This is a genomic window from Shimia sp. MMG029 (assembly GCF_027947445.1).
Lineage (GTDB): Bacteria > Pseudomonadota > Alphaproteobacteria > Rhodobacterales > Rhodobacteraceae > Shimia.
Genome location: NZ_JAQJIM010000001.1, coordinates 776776 through 793213, shown reverse-complemented (window position 1 = coordinate 793213; position 16438 = coordinate 776776). Strand labels below are relative to the sequence as shown.

The following is a 16438-nucleotide window of genomic DNA, read 5'->3' as shown; positions in this document are numbered from 1 at the left end:
GTGGATCCTAGGCTAGGGTCAGCCTTCGGCCTTTTCCAGTTTTTCCAGCGCTTTCATCCAGAGATCTTCTGCGCGGTCCTGCGCATCGCGGACTTCGGCGTATTTCTTTTGCCAGACTTCCATCTCGCCAAGTTTTTCACCCTCATAAAAGGCCGGATCTGCCAGCTTTGTTGCGAGCTTGTCTGCCATTTCATTGAGTTTTTCGACCCGCTGTTCTGATTTGCGCACTTCAGCGCGCAGGGCCAGAATATCATCACGGCTGGCCTTTTTGGCGACGGGTTTGGCTTTGGGTTTCGCCCCAACAGGTTTGTCTGCCGTCAACAAGAGTTTGCGGTAGGCCTGAAGGTCATCCTCATAGGGCTTCACTGTGCCGTCTTTGACCAGCCAGAGGCGATCGGCCACCAAGGTGAGCAGGTGCATGTCGTGGCTGACCAGAATGACCGCGCCGGTGTAGGCGGTCAGCGCCTCAACCAGGGCTTCGCGGCTTTCGATGTCGAGGTGGTTGGTCGGTTCGTCAAGGATCAGAAGATGCGGCGCATCCAAGGTGGCAAGCAGCAGTGACAGGCGCGCTTTTTGACCGCCTGACAGGCGGCCGACTTCGGTTTCTGCCTGTGCGGCGCCAAGGCCAAACCCGGCGAGACGTGCGCGCAGACGCGCCTGACCTTCTGCAGGCCGTTCGCGCATCAGGTGCTGAATTGGGGTTTCGTCGACGTAAAGCTCGTCAACTTGATGCTGGGCAAAGAAGCCGATGCGCAGTTTGGAGGAGGTGGTGAACTTGCCCCCCATGGGCTGCAGACGGCTGGACAGGAGTTTTGCGAGCGTGGATTTGCCCTGACCGTTTTTGCCCAACAGTGCGATGCGGTCATCCTGATCAATGCGCAGGTTGAGGTTTTTGAGAACCACCTTGTCGTCATAGCCGGTTGAGCCGCCCTCAATAGCAATGATCGGGGGTGACAGCTCTTCTGGCTTGGGGAAGGTGAACACCACACGTGCCGCATCTTCGGGTGCGGTGATCGGAGTCATCTTCTCCAGCATTTTCACACGGCTTTGCGCCTGTTTGGCCTTGGACGCCTTGGCCTTAAACCGATCCACAAAGGCTTGCAGGTGCTCGCGTTGCGCTTGCTGCTTTTTGGCGGCTGCGGCCTGTACCGCGCGCTGTTCGGCGCGTTGGCGGGCGAATTGATCATAAGGGCCGGTGTAATAGGCCAGTTTGCGTTCATCCAGATGCAGGATCGCGCCAACTGAGCGGTTCAGCAATTCGCGGTCATGCGAGATGATAAGCACGGTGTGTGGATATTTGACCAGATAGTTTTCCAGCCAGAGCGCGCCTTCGAGATCGAGGTAGTTGGTCGGCTCATCCAGCAGCAGGTAATCTGGCTGTGAAAACAGCACGGCGGCCAAGGCGACACGCATGCGCCAGCCGCCGGAATAGTCTGAACAGGGGCGCAGTTGATCTTCGTGATCAAAGCCAAGACCCTTGAGGATGGAGGCCGCACGGGCTTCGGCACTCCATGCATCAATATCGCTGAGACGGGTTTGAATTTCGGCAATGCGGTCTGAATCGGTTGCGGTTTCAGATTCAGCCAGCAAAGCGGCGCGTTCGGTATCGGCGGCCAGAACCGTGTCGATCAGCGACACCTCATTGGAGGGTACTTCCTGCGCCACGCCGCCGATGCGGGCGCGGTTGGGCAGGGTGATGCTGCCGCCTTCGAGAGACAGCTCTCCGCGGATCAAGCGGAAAAGGGTGGTTTTCCCGGCCCCGTTGCGGCCAATCAAACCCACTTTGTGGCCGGTGGGAATTGTCGCTGAGGCCCCTTCAAACAGAGGGCGGCCTTCGACGGAATAAGAGATGTCTGAGATCTTTAGCATGAAGCGGGTTTGGCCCAGTATTGCATCGGCGTCAATCATCGCTTTTCAAGTCGGTATGCGCATGGTATCGGAGCGACAATTCGAATATGGGGCGAGCGTGGTGCTGGCCCCAATCTTACATGGAGAAAAGAGACATGGCTCTGGAACGCACCTTCTCGATCATCAAGCCTGATGCCACCCGCCGCAACCTGACCGGCGCAATCAACGCCAAATTCGAAGAAGCTGGCCTGCGCATCGTTGCGCAAAAGCGCATCCACCTGACCAAAGAGCAGGCCGGTGTGTTTTACGCTGTGCACGCAGAGCGTCCTTTCTACGACGAACTGTGCGAATTCATGGCATCTGCGCCAATCGTGGCTCAGGTTCTGGAAGGTGAAGGCGCAATCGCGAAAAACCGCGAAGTGATGGGCGCAACCAACCCAGCAGACGCAGCACCTGGCACCATCCGCGCCGAGTTCGCAGAATCTGTAGGCGAAAACTCCGTACACGGTTCTGACGCACCAGAAACCGCAGCGGTAGAAATCGCATACTTCTTCTCCGGTCTGGAGCTGGTGGGCTAAGCATTGCCCCGCGAAGGAAACTTCGCCACAGTTAGATGATGGATGGGTCTCGGAATTTCCGGGGCCCATTTTTTTGCGAGGTGATAAATGGAAGCGTGGAAGACTCGGGCGCGTGAGACGGTTTTTGAAGCCGCGCCTTTTGTGAGCGTTTCAAAAGAGACTGTAGAGCTGCCTGATGGGCGGCTGATCGAGGATTTCTATCAGGTTGATCTGCGCTCTTTTGCTTTGGTGGTGCCGGTGATGGAAAACGGTGAAATTCTGATGTTGCGCCAGTACAAACATGGGCCACGCAGAGTTTCGGTAACGTTTCCAGCTGGTTTCATCGATCCGGGTGAAGCGCCGGACGTTGCAGCCCGCCGGGAGCTTATGGAGGAAACGGGCGTTGAGGCGCAATCGCTTGAGCCGATGGGGCGCTTTGTGGACAACGGCAATCAACGCGGCTGTGAGGGGCATTACTTTTTGGCACATGGATGCCGGAGAGTGGCAGAGCCCAACGCCGGTGACCTTGAAGACATGCAGGAAGAATTCTGGACAGCAGAAGACCTTGACCATGCAATGATGGTGGGTGACCTGGCTGTGATCCATCATGTGGCTGCCTGGGGCATGGCGCGTCTGCGACTTTAGCGTTTTTCGATCACGCCAATTTTGTTCAGCATATCTTCGAGCTCGGAGCGGCCTTTATCATGCGCGCGGGCCTTGAGGGCGTCAAAGCGAACGCGCAAGGCGTCCTTTTCCTTGCCTTTGCAGTCGTTCCACGGGCGACCTTGCAGGCCCATAACCAGCACATAGTAGCCAATGAAATGGGGCTTTGTGCCTGTCTTTAGCAGTCGTGCATAGGTTTCATCTGCGCCTAGGTCGCGCAGCTCCTCTGCGGTGTGAATGCCTGCACGTGCACAGGCTTCTTCATAGGCGGGGCCTAGGTTGCGGATGGAAGAAATTGGGCTCGACATGGCCCCAGCATAAGGTGGGACCAAATCGTGAACAAGGCTGGATTTCAGATCATTGCCCAATCCGTGAATTTTGGATCATTTGCTGGTGTTTGTTGTGATGATGGTTTGGCGTTTTGCGGCTGCGCTGCGTTTGCTGGCGTGTGTTCCAGCGGCTCTGGTTTTGCGGTTGCCATTGTTCTGCTCCTTTGATCTTGCAATTGTGCCTGTGATCCCATGATCAGCACGTGCGTAAACAGATCCTACCGTCACCGCATTTTGCGCAGGCAAAGCGAGAGGTTTGAGGCAAAATCATGCCCTTTTCGATGGATTTGTTTAAATCTTGAGCGCGGAATGACCACTGGGCTGAGCGTAAAAAAAAAGAAACCGAACAAATGCTCGGTTTCTCCTGAAAAGTAATGCCATAGATAAATGACTGCGAACGCAGTGGAAATAAGGGATCAGAGCTTCACAATCTTGATTGAGGATCCTTTTGCCGCAAGGGCGACTTCGCCGGCGCACAGGCGTAGGGCGTCCGCACCAAACACTTCATGACGCCAACCGTGGAGTGCGGCCACGTCGCGTCCGCCGGAGGCCAAAGTGTCAAGATCGGCAGAGGTGGCGATGAGTTTTGGCGCCACACCTGAGCTTTCCGTTTTCGCTTTCAGCAGAACCCGCAGAAGATCAGCCAAGGCCGGGTTGACCTGTTGTTTGTCATCGCGTTTGGGCAGGCGTGGCATTTCATCAGAAGGGCAGGAGACACCCGCTTTCACAGCCGCAAGAATGCCGTCTGCTATGTCGCCTTTGCGCGCTTCGCGCAACAGCAGACGGGAGCGGCCCAGATCCTGCATATTGCCCGGTTTGGTCGAGGCCAGTTCCACCAATGCGTCATCTTTGAACACGCGGTTGCGTGGCACGTTGCGCTCTTGTGCGTAGGATTCGCGAAATTTGGCAAGTTCGCGTACAATCGCGAGAAACTTCGGAGAGGTTGTGCGGGTTTTGACCCGTTTCCATGCGTGCTCTGGATCAATGATATAGGTTTCCGGGCGCGTGAGCATTTCAAGCTCTTCTTCGACCCAATGGGCGCGACCGGTTTCTTTGAGCTTTGCGGCGAGGAACTCATAAATTTTGCGCAGATGCGTGACATCTGCCAATGCATAGGTTTTCTGGGCGTCCGTCAGCGGACGGCGGGACCAGTCGGTAAAGCGGGAGCTTTTGTCCAGACCTTGTTTGGCGATCTTGCGCACCAGCGTTTCATAGCCAACCTGCTCACCAAAGCCACAGACCATCGCAGCGACTTGTGTGTCAAACAGCGGTGTTGGGAAGACGCCTGCCTCTACAAAGAAGATTTCCAGATCCTGACGGGCCGCATGGAAAACCTTGACAACAGCGGTATCACGGAAGAGGTCATAAAGTGGCTCCAGAGAGATCCCATCAACAAGCGGGTCCACCAGAACGGCCTTATCCTCCTCCTCACCGGGCATCTCGCTTGGCACCGCCAATTGCACAAGACACAGTTTGGAGTAATAGGTGCGTTCCCGCAAAAACTCTGTGTCTATCGTGACATAAGGGGCATTGCTTGCCATGGCGCAAAATTGCGCGAGCTCTTCGGTGGTTGTGAGGGTCTTCATAGGTGGCGTGTCTTCTTCGTCCGTTGTGACGTTTTGGTGATATCAGCACTACGCACAAACATAAGGGAAAGCAATTCACCAACCCTTAAAGCGTGAAGGGTGTGGTATTTCCGGCGGCAAACCGGCGTAAAGCGGCTGGGTAAAGGCGGTGTTCTTGCTCCAGAACGCGCGCGGCGAGGGTGTCTGGCGTGTCATCTGTGAGGACAGGCACGTGGGCCTGACCGAGAATGGGGCCGTCATCCAGCAGAGGTGTGACCATGTGTACAGTACAGCCGTGTTCTGCATCGCCAGCTTCAAGGGCGCGGGCATGGGTGTGCAGCCCCTTGTACTTGGGCAGCAAGGACGGATGAATGTTGAGCATCCGACCTTCCCATGGCGCGACAAAACCCTCTGTCAGAACCCGCATGAAACCGGCCAGGCAAAGGATGTCCGGTTGGACCTTATCAAGCTCTGCCTGAAGTGCCGCCTCAAAGGCAGGGCGGTCGCCCTTAAACGGGCGGTGATCCACGGAGACGGTTGGCACGCCCATCGTCGCAGCTTTGGCAAGCCCGCCAGCATCGGCGCTGTTGGCAAGCACCAGAACCGGCTCTGCCTCATGGCCGGGTTCGGCCATGTCCTCCAGCAGCCGGACCATATTGGACCCGCCGCCGGAGATAAAAATCGCAACGCGTTTCTTCACAGAAGCGATCCGGTGTAGGTGACGCCTTCGCCTTTGGTCACAGTGCCGAGTGTGTAGACGGTTTCACCTTGCTCGCGCAGAAGCGCCGCAAGCGCATCGGCCTGATCCGCTTCCACAGACAGGATCATGCCGACGCCGCAGTTGAAGGTTTTCAGCAGCTCCGCCTCATCCATGCCGCCGGTTTTGGCGAGCCATTCGAACACAGGAGGCAGCTCCCATGAGGACAGATCAATCGCGCCAGCGTGGCCTTCAGGAAGCACCCGCGGCAGGTTTTCAGTGAGGCCGCCACCGGTGATGTGGGCCAGCGCATGTACGCCACCTGCGCGCACGGCGGCCAGCGCCTGTTTCACATAGAGACGGGTCGGGGCGAGCAGGGCTGCGCCAAGGGTCTGGCTGTCATCCCATGGGCAGGTGTCATCCCAACCAAGGCCGGACACCTCAACCAGTTTGCGCACAAGGCTGTAACCGTTGGAGTGCACGCCGTTTGAAGCGAGCCCCAACAGAACGTCACCTTCTTTCACGCCAGCAGGCAGATCGGCACCGCGCTCCATAGCGCCAACGGAAAAGCCCGCGAGGTCAAAATCGCCCGCTTCATACATGCCAGGCATTTCTGCGGTTTCTCCACCGATCAGAGCGCAGCCAGACTGGTAGCAGCCCTCGGCGATGCCTTCGATGATGCGGGCGGCGGTTTCGGTCTCAAGCTTGCCGGTGGCAAAATAGTCGAGGAAGAACAGAGGTTCAGCGCCCTGACACACCAGATCGTTCACACACATGGCGACAAGATCAATGCCAACGCCGTCTACGTTGCCAGTGTCAATGGCGATACGTAGTTTGGTGCCGACACCATCGGTCGCCGCGACAAGAATAGGATCGGTGTAGCCTGCATCTTTGAGATCAAACAATGCGCCAAATCCACCGAGACCGGCCATAACGCCTGAGCGCGTGGTGCGCTTGGCAGCAGGTTTGATGCGCTCAACGAGTTCGTTTCCTGCGTCGATGTCCACACCTGCATCCGCGTAAGTGATGCCGTTTTTGCCGTCGCTCATGGGGCGTGTCCTTTTAATCAATGCTTGGCGCGTTGCTTAAAGGATCGTTTCAGCAAAGGGAACCATGGATTGCACCGTCTGCGGAAAGATAACTGTAGGCGGCGACAAGCTTCGCGCCTCAGCTGACTGCGCTGTTCCTAAGTCAGTGCATTCCGTAAATGCAAAATTTCTGGGCGACAGAGTCAGTAGCCTTTTTACTTCGGAGATCTCTTTGACTACTTCGCCACCAGAGTTTGGATGTCTTCGTCCCCCTGTCCTCGGTCTTTCTTAAAGCGGACCTGGTTGCCGCTGCTCCAGACATGTTGGCAGTTGGTTTTCTTTTCTTTGCCCTTGAAGACATAATTTCGGCACCATGCACCTTTGTCCCATTTCCATGCACCGCGCAACTCGTCACCTTTCAAGATACCAACCATGGACCCGTCTGAACGTATTTCCCACCAACCGTTCTTGGTCGAAAACTGCTTTCCTGCAACCACTTCGAGTAACTGTGTTTCGGTTTTGATACGTTCCCATGTCGCAGCATTTGCCGTCAGAGGAATTGCAAAGAGAACAACTGCAATGGCTGACATAGTTTTCATTGTTTTACCCTTACACTTTTTAACAATACAAATGGGTGAAGGATGAATGACACTTCACGCTGAGTGTTGTAGCGCGCTCGACCGTGAAATTTGAAGGTGCTAATATTACTACCTTTACAGTTCTATGAGTTCGCGTCGAAGGGCGACTGCCAGCGCTTCCTCCCGCGTGCTGACACCAAGTCGCAACCTTGCTTCAGAAAAGTGCTTGCTAACGGTGGCCTCAGAAATGCCGAGTTTCTCTGCAATCCGGCCTGTTTGATGACCTTGGGCGAGAAGGGAAAGCACTTCCCGTTGCCTCTGGGATAAGAACACGTGCCCTAGATGCCGATTGGAATATACATCTGCAGCGGAGGTTATCACCGTTGCCAAAAACGCCGCAAAAACGTCAGCATTGATGTCAGTCGATTTCAGAATTGAATGCGCCTCATTTTCAGAACACAAGGTAACAAAATAGCTGTTGCCCTTAGGAGATCCAAAGCGCGAACAATGGAGGTGAGACATGCCGTACTGCCTCAGACCATGACTCACCGCATATGCCTTTTGATCAATCAATTCGTCCGCACGCATCGTTCCAGCGTTATACAAAAGACTTCCCACATGATTTTCCAAGAGGCTGATAATTGGGTCGGAACCAATGTAGTCTTCAACAAGATATTCTTGCATCCAGCTGTCGGGCATATTTGTGTTGACCCAGTCGATATCTCGTGCCGCGGTGGAGACCTTGGCCACCAACAGATGATCAAAACCGCAATCGGAAGCGGAGGCTTCGGCAAGTTCCCAAGTGCGTTGATTGGAAGTAACACCGACAAAACGATCAACGACATCAATGATTGCATTTTTCAATTACTAAACCTTTGAAACACATAATTACTATTCACATCAGCAAATTGAGAAAGCCGTTGGGAGCTGCGGGTTTGCGGTCTAAATGCTTAAATGGGTCGTCTTAAAAGCGTTTCCTGGGCGTAGACCTCTTTGCCGGCAGCGCTGCTGCCCCGTATAAATAGTTTTTGCTCCAAGGAATTATACAACAAGAGTGCTGGTGTGGAAACTCAGTACTATTTGCGACAGAAATCGCGCACTGACCGCTTGACGCCATCAGCAGCATTTCATAACCAAGCGTCAGGCGGGCCTGTAGCTCAACGGTTAGAGCAGAGCGCTCATAACGCTTTGGTTGCGGGTTCAAATCCTGCCGGGCCTACCACCTTCCGCCTAACACTTTCTATGCATGTTAAGATCAGGTGATTTGCGGCCTGACCAACTGTATCTGCGGTGAATAAACCAGTGTGCAGACGTGAGGTATCTGCGCGCAACCGTAGAAGTCTGCGCCGCAACTCAACTTGTGATCAAAGCCCTGTAACGCGCCGGATTTTCAGCGCGCGCGCCGCTCCAAGGTGTTGCCTGAGGCGGCAACACGAATGGTCCGCACCCCGGCTGTTTGCTGGTCCGTCAGGACTGAGGCTGCGGTGATTTCACGTGTCAGATCTGAACCACCAGTGATGGGATCGGCTGGGGGAATTGCCATGAAATCAAGCGTCAGAACCCCGTTTTCCGCGGGCCCACGGGCCACAAGACGCGCATCGTGGGTTCCGTGCACCGCAGACACACCAACCGCAACAACCAGCTGGCCTTCAGTCACAGTGTGCACCTCAAGGTTGGTGACCTTTGAAATTGGCAGCCCGACAAAGGCAACCGCCTGTTCCTGTGCAAAAAAGGAACGGCCCGCGTCGGTTTCCTCGGGAATCAGGGGATTGCTTTCTGTGATCACGGCATCTGCCCGATCATTTCCGAACCAATTTACCGGATTCACGCGGGATTGGCAGGCTGACAGCGCCAAGGTGGAGGTCAACAAGATCAGGACGGAAGTGCGCATCGGAAAGCCTCATTCGTTGTGCCTTTGAGTTATCCTATTCGTATGAAGTTGAAAAGCGCCGATCGCGGGGTGGACGTTTGCTGCAGGCCTGCTTAGGTGGAGTGGACACAAAAGGAGAGCCGAAACCATGGCTGCGCAGGCGTTTGAAGAGATTGTCGAAGACTTTGAGTTTATCGAGGACTGGGAAGACCGCTATCGCTATGTGATTGAGCAGGGCAAAGATATGCCCGTTTTGGATGAAGCGCTGCGTGTGCCAGCCACCAAGGTCTACGGGTGCGCGAGCCAGGTTTGGCTGCATCCCACAATAGACAACGGGGTGTTCAGTTTTGAAGGCGCGAGCGATGCGATGATCGTGAGTGGGCTGATTGCTGTGTTGCGCAGACTCTACAACGGGCTGTCACTTGCAGAGGTTCTGGCGGTGGATGCGCGGGCGGAAATGGAGCGCCTTGGGTTGAACGAGCATCTCTCCTCGCAGCGCTCAAATGGATTGCGGGCCATGATTGAGCGCATACGTCTGGTTGCCAGCGAAACCGCCTGATCACACCTTATGAAACGCCCGATGGGGCGTTGCCTTTGGCGGGGATATTTACGGCGAGAGGAAGGTTTGGCGCTCGTTTGCGCCCTCGTGCGCTCTGTCGCGATAGTGGCGGAGTACAAACAGGCGAATGGCAGTGGCCAGCCCGGCGTCAAGGTCGCGAGCTGCATCAATTTGCGCTGCCAATTCGTTGATTGAAATTGATTTTTCTTCTGCAATATCGCGAAAGGCGCGCCAGAATTCGTCTTCTAAGGACACACTTGTGCGATGTCCGCGCAGGGTCAGAGAGCGTTTTTGAGGGCGGCTCATTCCGGATCTTTGCTGCGTTCTTTGCCGTCCAGATCCCGCTCAGATTTCTCCGTTTGGGCCACTTCCAATTTCTTCTGCGCTTTGGTGCGTCCGAATTTCACGGCGTTCTCTTCTGCCTGTGCTTTTTCATCGGCGCGGGCACGCGCTTTGCGGAATTTGTTCAGATAGATGATCTCTGCCATGGCCACAAGGTATCGCGATGTGCTCGATTTGCATAGAGCCCTTTGCGTTTGATCCGAAACGCTTTTTGTGGGCGCTTTAGAGCCCGACCAAAGCGAAGAATGTGGCGCATTCCAAATCTCGATCTGTGGCAAAGACCGGGGACGAGGCGAGGGACAATCCGCCCAGTACAAAGATGATCAGCAGAAACACTGGTGGAAGAAATTGTCGTTTCATGGGGCGCTCGTTTTTCAGGATATGGAGCTGATACGGGTGCGGATTTGAAGTCCGTCGCTGAAAATTGGAGCGTCAGCAAAAAAAGGCGGCCCGAATGGACCGCCTTGATGTTTTATAAAGGCGAGAGATCAGTCTTTGGGGCCGATCATTTGCTCCGGGCGTACAACGGCATCAAAGGTTTCCGCGTCCACAAAGCCAAGCGCGATGGCCTCTTCTTTGAGGGTGGTGCCGTTTTTATGCGCGGTTTTGGCAACGGTGGTGGCGTTGTCATAACCGATGGTTGGCGCCAGTGCGGTCACCAGCATGAGGCTCTCTTTCATCAGCTTGTCGATGCGTGGCTCATTGGCTTTGATGCCGTTGAGCATACGCTCGGTGAAGCTGTCTGCCACATCGCCCAGAAGCTGCATGGATTGCAACAGGTTGTAGCTCATCATCGGGTTGTAGACGTTGAGTTCAAAGTGGCCCTGAGAGCCAGCAAAGGTCATCGCCGCGTTGTTGCCCATCACATGTGCGGCAACTTGAGTCATCGCTTCGGCCTGTGTTGGGTTCACTTTGCCCGGCATGATGGAAGAGCCTGGCTCGTTTTCCGGCAGGATCAGCTCGCCCAGACCGGAACGTGGGCCGGAGCCGAGGAAGCGGATATCGTTGGCGATTTTGTACATTGCGCCAGCAACAGTGGCGAGTGCGCCGGACATGAAGACCATGGCGTCATGCGCCGCCAGTGCTTCGAATTTGTTGGGCGCAGTCACGAAAGGCAGGCCGGTGATTTCGGCCATGTTTGCCGCCACAGCTTCGCCCCAGCCTTTCTGGGTGTTCAGGCCGGTGCCAACAGCGGTGCCGCCTTGTGCCAGCTCATAGATGCCGGGAAGGGCTGCTTCAACACGCGCGATGCCCTGGCGGATCTGGTGTGCATAGCCACCAAACTCCTGGCCCAGAGTGAGCGGAGTCGCATCCTGGGTGTGGGTACGGCCGATCTTGATGATATCTTTGAATTCGTCGGCTTTTGCCTCAAGACCTTCTGCCAGTTTGGTCAGGCCGGGCAGCAGTACATCGCGCACGGTCATCGCGGCGGCAATGTGCATTGCGGTTGGGAAAGTGTCGTTGGAAGACTGACCCATGTTGCAGTGATCGTTGGGGTGCACCGGATCTTTGGAGCCAATCACACCGCCGAGGATTTCGATCGCGCGGTTTGCAATCACCTCATTGGAGTTCATGTTGGACTGGGTGCCAGAACCCGTCTGCCAGACAACCAGCGGGAAGTTGTCGTCGAATTTGCCTGCGACCACTTCGGAAGCAGCTTGAATGACTGCATCCGCGATTTTTGCGTCCATCTTGCCGGTGGCTTTGTTCTGCATGGCGCAGGCCTGTTTGATCACGCCGAGCGCACGCACGATTGCGATGGGCTGCTTTTCCCAACCGATCGGGAAGTTCATGATCGAACGCTGGGTCTGTGCGCCCCAATACTTATCTGAAGGAACTTCCAGCGGGCCAAAGCTGTCGGTTTCGGTGCGGGTATTTGCCATCGTGACCTCCGGTAAAATATGTCAGGAGTGTCATAACGGACTGGGGCCAAAGTGCAATACAGTATACCGTGGGATACCGCTAACAGCCATGAAATAGAGCCGCGAAAGCGGTGCATTACGCATAGATCGCTTTGCGCCGATTGGTGCAGTTTCTACTTACGGAAGCTGTCCAGAGACACCACTTCGGCGTCTTTGCGCGGCTCTTCTACGATCTCTTCGAGGTTGATTTCCTCCGGGAGATCTTCGAGCGCTTCTTCGTCAAGTTCGTCTTCCTGCGTTTCAAAGCGCAGGCCAAACTCAACTGAGGGATCAACGAAAGTTTTGATGGCGTTGTATGGAATGTACAGCGGCTCTGGAGAATCTCCGAAATTCAGCGTGACGGCAAAGCCCTCATTTGTAACGGTCAGATTGTCATACCAATGCTGCATCACAACAGTCATTTCACCGGGATATCGATCTGCCAGCCATTCGGCGATTTCGACATCTGGGTGCTGTGTGTCAAACGTGATGAAGAAATGATGCTCGCCGGGCAATCCATTGGTTTGCACGTCTGTTAGAACGGTCTGGATCAGACTGCGCATGGCGCGGTGCATCAAGTTTCCGTAGTCGATGGTTCCAGACATGAGCTTGCTCCGATAGTCTACACTTCTGACAATAGCTTATTGCGCAGGAAACGAAAGATGATGCGGCTCAAAAATTGCATCACATCGCCCCGAAAATTGCCGCGGTTGACGCGCTGATAAACAGTGTCGCCAAGAGTGGCAACCTTAAGGTGAGGAGGGCAAGGATTGCAGCCGCACTGAGGAAGCCTGCGCGCCAGTCGAAGCTTGAAAGAACGGGCAGGTCGCCAAATGCTGTTGTTTGGGTCTGATCAAAGAGCAGGTTGAGCATAAACCAGACGCTCAGATTCAGAATGACGCCGAAAACGGCCGCTGTGATTGCACGTAGTGCGTGATTGAGCCGAGGTGACGATAGGATACGTGCGACATGGGGTGCGCCAGCAAAGATCCACAAAAAGCAGGGAATAAATGTGCACCAAAGCGCTGTAACACCCGCGGCGAGCGCCAGCCATGGTCCGCCTTGCAGAGCGCCTGATAATGTGGCGACAAATTGTGTGACCAAGATGAGGGGGCCCGGCGTGGTTTCAGCCAGCCCAAGCGCATCCATCATTTGATCTGTGGAAAGCCAACCGAAATCTTGCACAACAGTTTGCACCATATAGGCCAGCAACGCGTAGGCGCCGCCAAAACTGACGATGGCCAGCTTGGAAAAAAACAATGCGACGTCGCTGAGAAAACCGCCTTGCCTCAGCAACAAAATAACCGGTATCGCCCAGAGCGCGCCCCAGATAAAAATGGCCTTGAATGAATAGCTGAGCGGATTGGGCGTTTGCGCTGGTTGATCCTCTAAAGCAGGTGTGCTGTCGGAACTCTGAAAAACCATTCCGAAGATACCAACCAGCAGTATTACTACAGGAAATGCGAGCGTGTCGGAATACAGCGCTAAGAAGCTGATAGCGGCAACAAGTATATTGATGTTGTTTGTCAGCACCTTGCGTGACAGTCCGATCAAGGCTTGCAAGATGATCGCGACCACAGCCGCCTTTACGCCAACAAACGCCGCTGACACCAAAGGGAGGTTGCCATAGGTTGCATAGCCTGCTGCAAGGCAGAAGATAAGAGCGGCGCCTGGCAGGACGAAGAGTGTGCCTGCTATGATGCCACCAAGTGTGCCGCGCAGTTTCCAGCCGCAAAACGTTGCCAGTTGCATTGCTTCGGGGCCCGGCAACAACATGCAAAAGGATAGGGCGCCGAGAAACTCTTTCTCTTTTAGCCAAGGTCGACGTTCGACAAGTTCTTGATGCATCAAGCCTATTTGGGCGGCGGGGCCGCCAAACGACAGCAGTCCGATGCGTCCAAATACGCGAAAAAGCTCAGAAATATGTGGCGTTTGAGACATGTGCTCATGGCTATCGCAGCATGTCTCATTTGCAAGAGATTCGGAGCCGGTCAGGCCACTTTTTGGCCTGTGAGACAGAGCGCCATCGTTTGTTCAGGCAGGAGCCCAAGTTGTTGGAAGAAACTCACCATATCGAAGTTGTTGTAGGCTTCGACCATGATGTTCCCATCAAACCGCACGAAGAGTTGGCCAAAGCCAGTGATCCGTTCGTTGTTGAGTGGATTGAGAATACTCATTGTCCAAAGTGCGGCGGCCCAATCGCCGTCGACCATTACTTTTTCTACGCAAACCATCGGGTCTTCGACAAGTGCGAGATACATGGTTGCCATTTCGCGAAAATCCTCAGGCCCAACGCCAAAACCGGGCAGAACGCCTTCGGCTTTGCTGTCTGGGCGGAACATTTCATCAATTGCGTCCATGTCCTGTTCGACCCATACGCGCCGAAACCAGTCCTCGATGATTTGCTGCTTATCCACAGTCATTGTTCATTTCCTTGTTGTCATCCCCACGAGCAAGCTATGTTTGAAAGAGTAAGTGAAAGGTTAAAAAATAAGGTCAAATCTTGTCGTAATTGTGTTTTTTGGCACTTAGGTATTGTTTCGCGAACTAATTAATTAGTGAGTTCGCGTTCAGGTAGATGTGTTAACCAATTTTGGACGGAAATTAACGTGTATGCCCACTCATGGACGCTAAGTATTAACGTTAAGGAAGTGCAGGTTTCTGTTGCCAGGTACCTGCGAACCCCGCCTGAAGCTGCAAGCGTCAGGGCTTAAGATTCGGTGTTAGGCACTGCTTACGCAGCGACTGCTACCGGTGCACGATTGTCATTTGCAATTGTACTATTTTCGCCGATAACGGTGGCAGACAGCCGAGACAAAGCTAACTTCTTTAGACGTCCGTCGATCCTATTTCGTCCCCATGATCCCCAAATGAAGGATGTTTGGTGGAGACGCCGGGTACCGCCCCCGGGTCCGATCCGTTTATTACAAGCGCGTTTATGTCCATAGTCCCCGAAGAGACATGTCATAGATAGTCTGCAAGTGTTGCGGGTGCAAGTCGATGTTAACCGGTTTTTTGCACGTCGGTATTGCGTCTGTAATGCGACGGTATTGCGGCGGTGTCATTTTCGCGCGACTGAAATGTGTTATCCAACCGCGCGTTGCGTTCAGGTGTTGGTGATCAGGACGCGTATGCGGCATCCCAGAATTGCCGCTCCAGCTTTGCGGCACGCAGGAACATTGCCTCGACTTCGGACTTGGCGGAGTCAGACAGTTCGGGCCAAACGGCATCAAGCTGGCTGCGCAGATAGGCGACGACGCCCTCAAAGCCTTCGCCCGCATGCAGGGTGATCCATTCTGCAAAATAAAACGGCAGGTCTTCTTTGGGTGGGTTCACTGGGGTTGCCCAGCTGAGATAGACCCACTCTGCCACAACCAGCACGGCCAACATCAATTCATAGCGGCCTGATGAGGCGGCCTCTGCCATCAATGCGTTGAAGCCCTCGGTTGGGGCTGCGGCTGGCGGTGTTTGCGCGGCGGCGTCCATGCCCAGCGCTTCAAAGGAGCGCAGGAAGTATGTGTTCTCAGGTCCAGTGACCACCGCAAGGAACTGCGCGGCTGGCACAGAATCTGCCAGGGTCGGAGCATGCGCGATGGCGCTTGCCAGCAGCCGAACGAAGTTGCCGACAAACTGATAATCCTGCGCAAGATACCAGCGCATCTTGTCCAGCGGCAGGGTGCCGTCCGCCAGTTCGGTGCAGAACGGGTGGGTTGTGGCTGCGATCCAGTCTTCGCCAGCAAGGTCGCGCAGATGTTCAGTTGGGCGCATGGTCTCTCTCCTAATGGGTTGGCCTTCTGGTTTGACGGCTGTCTGCGACCAGAGGCAAGTTGCGCGGAGAAAAACCTTTGCGGACAAAAACTTCAAGCAGGTTTCAGGAAGTTCGGCGCGGGCGGCGCACGCGTATGTCCCAGAGCACCCAGAACGTGACCAAAAGCACAGCGCCGCAGGTGAGCCATTTGGACAGCGGGCCCATGGTGCCCTCTATCAGCAAGGCGTGCATTACGGTGGAGATCACGATGAGCAAGGCCAGTGTGTTGTGCAAAATCGACCAGTGCAGATAGCGCAGAGGCAGGCGTTGCCGCAGCGTGACGAGCAGGGCTGTGATGACCAGCCCGTAGCACGCGATGGCGCCGTAGACAGAGAAAGGCGTCGGAGCCACCAGCAGGAGCGCATCCAGAGTGTCAGGCGGGCTTGTGATATAGAGCCCGCCGATGTGGATCGCCACGGCAATGAGGATCAGGCTCCCGGTGGCGCGGTGCCAAAGGCGCGACGTGCGCGGACGTAAACCGGGCAGGTGGCCCGCGGCGAGAAGAGGCTGCACAAACAAAAGCAGCAGCGCGATGATGCCTGCAAACCCGGCAAGAATATAGGCGACATTGCGATAAGCGAGGTAGGGACTTTGAGAAGCGATCAGCAGAGGGGCGAGCATCAAAAGCGCGAGCGCGCCCCAGATAAGCGCGGTTTTGTTGGGCTGTGAGGCACTGCGTTCTGTCACCGCCAT

General features: G+C 55.0%; 21 protein-coding genes, 1 tRNA gene and 1 other RNA gene. 4 read left to right on the top strand and 19 right to left on the bottom strand.

Annotated elements, in window-relative coordinates; genetic code table 11:
• Window positions 1–18: 18 nt before the first annotated feature.
• Window positions 19–1869 carry an ATP-binding cassette domain-containing protein gene (locus PJL69_RS03870; RefSeq protein WP_271308974.1) on the bottom strand — a complete coding sequence of 617 codons (1851 nt, stop codon included), beginning with the start codon at window positions 1867–1869 and terminating at the stop codon, window positions 19–21.
• A gap of 134 nt (window positions 1870–2003) precedes the next feature.
• On the opposite strand from PJL69_RS03870, the gene ndk reads away from it, so the two are divergent.
• Window positions 2004–2426, top strand: a complete 423-nt coding sequence (gene ndk, locus PJL69_RS03865) for a nucleoside-diphosphate kinase (protein ID WP_209062611.1) — start codon at window positions 2004–2006, stop codon at window positions 2424–2426.
• Window positions 2427–2513: 87 nt separating this feature from the next.
• Entirely contained in the window at window positions 2514–3050 is a 537-nt protein-coding gene (locus PJL69_RS03860) for an NUDIX hydrolase (protein ID WP_271308472.1), read from the top strand.
• On the opposite strand, the gene PJL69_RS03855 is transcribed toward PJL69_RS03860, so the two are convergent.
• The 7 genes from PJL69_RS03855 to PJL69_RS03825 all read right to left on the bottom strand — a co-directional run bounded on the left by PJL69_RS03855 (window position 3047) and on the right by PJL69_RS03825 (window position 8129).
• Window positions 3047–3376 carry a TfoX/Sxy family DNA transformation protein gene (locus PJL69_RS03855; protein WP_271308471.1) on the bottom strand — a complete coding sequence of 110 codons (330 nt, stop codon included), beginning with the start codon at window positions 3374–3376 and terminating at the stop codon, window positions 3047–3049. The two genes, PJL69_RS03860 and PJL69_RS03855, sit on opposite strands and share 4 nt — an antisense overlap.
• 44 nt (window positions 3377–3420) lie before the next feature.
• Window positions 3421–3549, bottom strand: a complete 129-nt coding sequence (locus tag PJL69_RS03850) for a hypothetical protein (protein WP_271308470.1) — start codon at window positions 3547–3549, stop codon at window positions 3421–3423.
• 264 nt (window positions 3550–3813) lie between these two features.
• On the bottom strand, window positions 3814–4983 hold the full coding sequence (gene rnd / locus PJL69_RS03845) for a ribonuclease D (protein ID WP_271308469.1): 1170 nt from the start codon (window positions 4981–4983) through the stop codon (window positions 3814–3816).
• Window positions 4984–5068: 85 nt separating this feature from the next.
• Window positions 5069–5662: a phosphoribosylglycinamide formyltransferase gene (gene purN, locus PJL69_RS03840; RefSeq protein ID WP_271308468.1), complete on the bottom strand. Its 594-nt coding sequence runs from the start codon at window positions 5660–5662 to the stop codon at window positions 5069–5071.
• Window positions 5659–6708 carry a phosphoribosylformylglycinamidine cyclo-ligase gene (purM, locus tag PJL69_RS03835; RefSeq protein WP_271308467.1) on the bottom strand — a complete coding sequence of 350 codons (1050 nt, stop codon included), beginning with the start codon at window positions 6706–6708 and terminating at the stop codon, window positions 5659–5661. Before purM ends, purN begins: the two co-directional genes overlap by 4 nt.
• Before the next feature lie 215 nt (window positions 6709–6923).
• Window positions 6924–7286 carry a hypothetical protein gene (locus PJL69_RS03830; RefSeq protein ID WP_271308466.1) on the bottom strand — a complete coding sequence of 121 codons (363 nt, stop codon included), beginning with the start codon at window positions 7284–7286 and terminating at the stop codon, window positions 6924–6926.
• Window positions 7287–7400: 114 nt separating this feature from the next.
• On the bottom strand, window positions 7401–8129 hold the full coding sequence (locus tag PJL69_RS03825) for a helix-turn-helix transcriptional regulator (protein WP_271308465.1): 729 nt from the start codon (window positions 8127–8129) through the stop codon (window positions 7401–7403).
• Window positions 8130–8411: 282 nt separating this feature from the next.
• Between PJL69_RS03825 and PJL69_RS03820 the strand changes: the two genes are divergently transcribed.
• A tRNA-Ile gene (locus PJL69_RS03820) sits at window positions 8412–8487 on the top strand.
• 168 nt (window positions 8488–8655) lie between these two features.
• Here PJL69_RS03820 and PJL69_RS03815 read toward each other — a convergent pair.
• Window positions 8656–9156, bottom strand: a complete 501-nt coding sequence (locus tag PJL69_RS03815; RefSeq protein WP_271308464.1) for a hypothetical protein — start codon at window positions 9154–9156, stop codon at window positions 8656–8658.
• 127 nt (window positions 9157–9283) lie between these two features.
• On the opposite strand from PJL69_RS03815, the gene PJL69_RS03810 reads away from it, so the two are divergent.
• The gene (locus PJL69_RS03810) at window positions 9284–9694 is read left to right on the top strand and encodes a SufE family protein (RefSeq protein ID WP_271308463.1); all 411 of its coding nucleotides are present in this window, start codon (window positions 9284–9286) and stop codon (window positions 9692–9694) included.
• A 48-nt stretch (window positions 9695–9742) separates the two neighbouring features.
• Here the strand turns inward: PJL69_RS03810 and PJL69_RS03805 are convergent, their stop codons facing one another.
• From PJL69_RS03805 to PJL69_RS03760, 10 genes are all read right to left on the bottom strand, one after another.
• Window positions 9743–10000, bottom strand: coding sequence for a ribbon-helix-helix domain-containing protein (locus PJL69_RS03805; protein ID WP_271308462.1), 258 nt, complete (start codon window positions 9998–10000; stop codon window positions 9743–9745).
• A complete protein-coding gene (locus PJL69_RS03800) occupies window positions 9997–10182 on the bottom strand; it encodes a DUF4169 family protein (RefSeq protein WP_271308461.1) in 186 nt (61 codons plus the stop codon). The genes PJL69_RS03805 and PJL69_RS03800 overlap by 4 nt, the downstream gene beginning before the upstream one ends.
• A 76-nt stretch (window positions 10183–10258) precedes the next feature.
• Window positions 10259–10396 carry a hypothetical protein gene (locus PJL69_RS03795; RefSeq protein ID WP_271308460.1) on the bottom strand — a complete coding sequence of 46 codons (138 nt, stop codon included), beginning with the start codon at window positions 10394–10396 and terminating at the stop codon, window positions 10259–10261.
• Window positions 10397–10524: 128 nt separating this feature from the next.
• Window positions 10525–11919: a class II fumarate hydratase gene (gene fumC, locus PJL69_RS03790; RefSeq protein WP_271308459.1), complete on the bottom strand. Its 1395-nt coding sequence runs from the start codon at window positions 11917–11919 to the stop codon at window positions 10525–10527.
• Window positions 11920–12071: 152 nt separating this feature from the next.
• Complete coding sequence (locus PJL69_RS03785; RefSeq protein ID WP_209095770.1) at window positions 12072–12542, bottom strand: SspB family protein; 471 nt, start codon at window positions 12540–12542, stop codon at window positions 12072–12074.
• A 79-nt stretch (window positions 12543–12621) separates the two neighbouring features.
• Complete coding sequence (gene chrA, locus PJL69_RS03780; RefSeq protein WP_271308458.1) at window positions 12622–13878, bottom strand: chromate efflux transporter; 1257 nt, start codon at window positions 13876–13878, stop codon at window positions 12622–12624.
• A gap of 50 nt (window positions 13879–13928) precedes the next feature.
• Window positions 13929–14360, bottom strand: coding sequence for an ester cyclase (locus PJL69_RS03775; RefSeq protein WP_209095765.1), 432 nt, complete (start codon window positions 14358–14360; stop codon window positions 13929–13931).
• A gap of 227 nt (window positions 14361–14587) precedes the next feature.
• Window positions 14588–14937: a transfer-messenger RNA gene (gene ssrA / locus PJL69_RS03770) on the bottom strand.
• A 120-nt stretch (window positions 14938–15057) separates the two neighbouring features.
• A complete protein-coding gene (locus PJL69_RS03765; protein ID WP_271308457.1) occupies window positions 15058–15705 on the bottom strand; it encodes a TenA family protein in 648 nt (215 codons plus the stop codon).
• A 103-nt stretch (window positions 15706–15808) separates the two neighbouring features.
• Window positions 15809–16438, bottom strand: a complete 630-nt coding sequence (locus tag PJL69_RS03760; protein WP_271308456.1) for a ferric reductase-like transmembrane domain-containing protein — start codon at window positions 16436–16438, stop codon at window positions 15809–15811.

What these genes read in the sequence shown, in the direction of transcription:
- PJL69_RS03850 (WP_271308470.1), bottom strand. Translation starts at nt 3,549, where the DNA reads ATGGCAACCGCAAAACCAGAGCCGCTGGAACACACGCCAGCAAACGCA.
- PJL69_RS03795 (WP_271308460.1), bottom strand. Translation starts at nt 10,396, where the DNA reads ATGAAACGACAATTTCTTCCACCAGTGTTTCTGCTGATCATCTTTGTA.
- rnd (WP_271308469.1), bottom strand. Translation starts at nt 4,983, where the DNA reads ATGAAGACCCTCACAACCACCGAAGAGCTCGCGCAATTTTGCGCCATG.
- PJL69_RS03830 (WP_271308466.1), bottom strand. Translation starts at nt 7,286, where the DNA reads ATGAAAACTATGTCAGCCATTGCAGTTGTTCTCTTTGCAATTCCTCTG.
- PJL69_RS03815 (WP_271308464.1), bottom strand. Translation starts at nt 9,156, where the DNA reads ATGCGCACTTCCGTCCTGATCTTGTTGACCTCCACCTTGGCGCTGTCA.
- PJL69_RS03860 (WP_271308472.1), top strand. Translation starts at nt 2,514, where the DNA reads ATGGAAGCGTGGAAGACTCGGGCGCGTGAGACGGTTTTTGAAGCCGCG.
- PJL69_RS03870 (WP_271308974.1), bottom strand. Translation starts at nt 1,869, where the DNA reads ATGCTAAAGATCTCAGACATCTCTTATTCCGTCGAAGGCCGCCCTCTG.
- PJL69_RS03810 (WP_271308463.1), top strand. Translation starts at nt 9,284, where the DNA reads ATGGCTGCGCAGGCGTTTGAAGAGATTGTCGAAGACTTTGAGTTTATC.
- PJL69_RS03760 (WP_271308456.1), bottom strand. Translation starts at nt 16,438, where the DNA reads ATGGCGGTGACAGAACGCAGTGCCTCACAGCCCAACAAAACCGCGCTT.
- PJL69_RS03775 (WP_209095765.1), bottom strand. Translation starts at nt 14,360, where the DNA reads ATGACTGTGGATAAGCAGCAAATCATCGAGGACTGGTTTCGGCGCGTA.
- chrA (WP_271308458.1), bottom strand. Translation starts at nt 13,878, where the DNA reads ATGTCTCAAACGCCACATATTTCTGAGCTTTTTCGCGTATTTGGACGC.
- PJL69_RS03855 (WP_271308471.1), bottom strand. Translation starts at nt 3,376, where the DNA reads ATGTCGAGCCCAATTTCTTCCATCCGCAACCTAGGCCCCGCCTATGAA.
- ndk (WP_209062611.1), top strand. Translation starts at nt 2,004, where the DNA reads ATGGCTCTGGAACGCACCTTCTCGATCATCAAGCCTGATGCCACCCGC.
- fumC (WP_271308459.1), bottom strand. Translation starts at nt 11,919, where the DNA reads ATGGCAAATACCCGCACCGAAACCGACAGCTTTGGCCCGCTGGAAGTT.
- PJL69_RS03800 (WP_271308461.1), bottom strand. Translation starts at nt 10,182, where the DNA reads ATGGCAGAGATCATCTATCTGAACAAATTCCGCAAAGCGCGTGCCCGC.
- PJL69_RS03765 (WP_271308457.1), bottom strand. Translation starts at nt 15,705, where the DNA reads ATGCGCCCAACTGAACATCTGCGCGACCTTGCTGGCGAAGACTGGATC.
- PJL69_RS03805 (WP_271308462.1), bottom strand. Translation starts at nt 10,000, where the DNA reads ATGAGCCGCCCTCAAAAACGCTCTCTGACCCTGCGCGGACATCGCACA.
- purM (WP_271308467.1), bottom strand. Translation starts at nt 6,708, where the DNA reads ATGAGCGACGGCAAAAACGGCATCACTTACGCGGATGCAGGTGTGGAC.
- PJL69_RS03785 (WP_209095770.1), bottom strand. Translation starts at nt 12,542, where the DNA reads ATGTCTGGAACCATCGACTACGGAAACTTGATGCACCGCGCCATGCGC.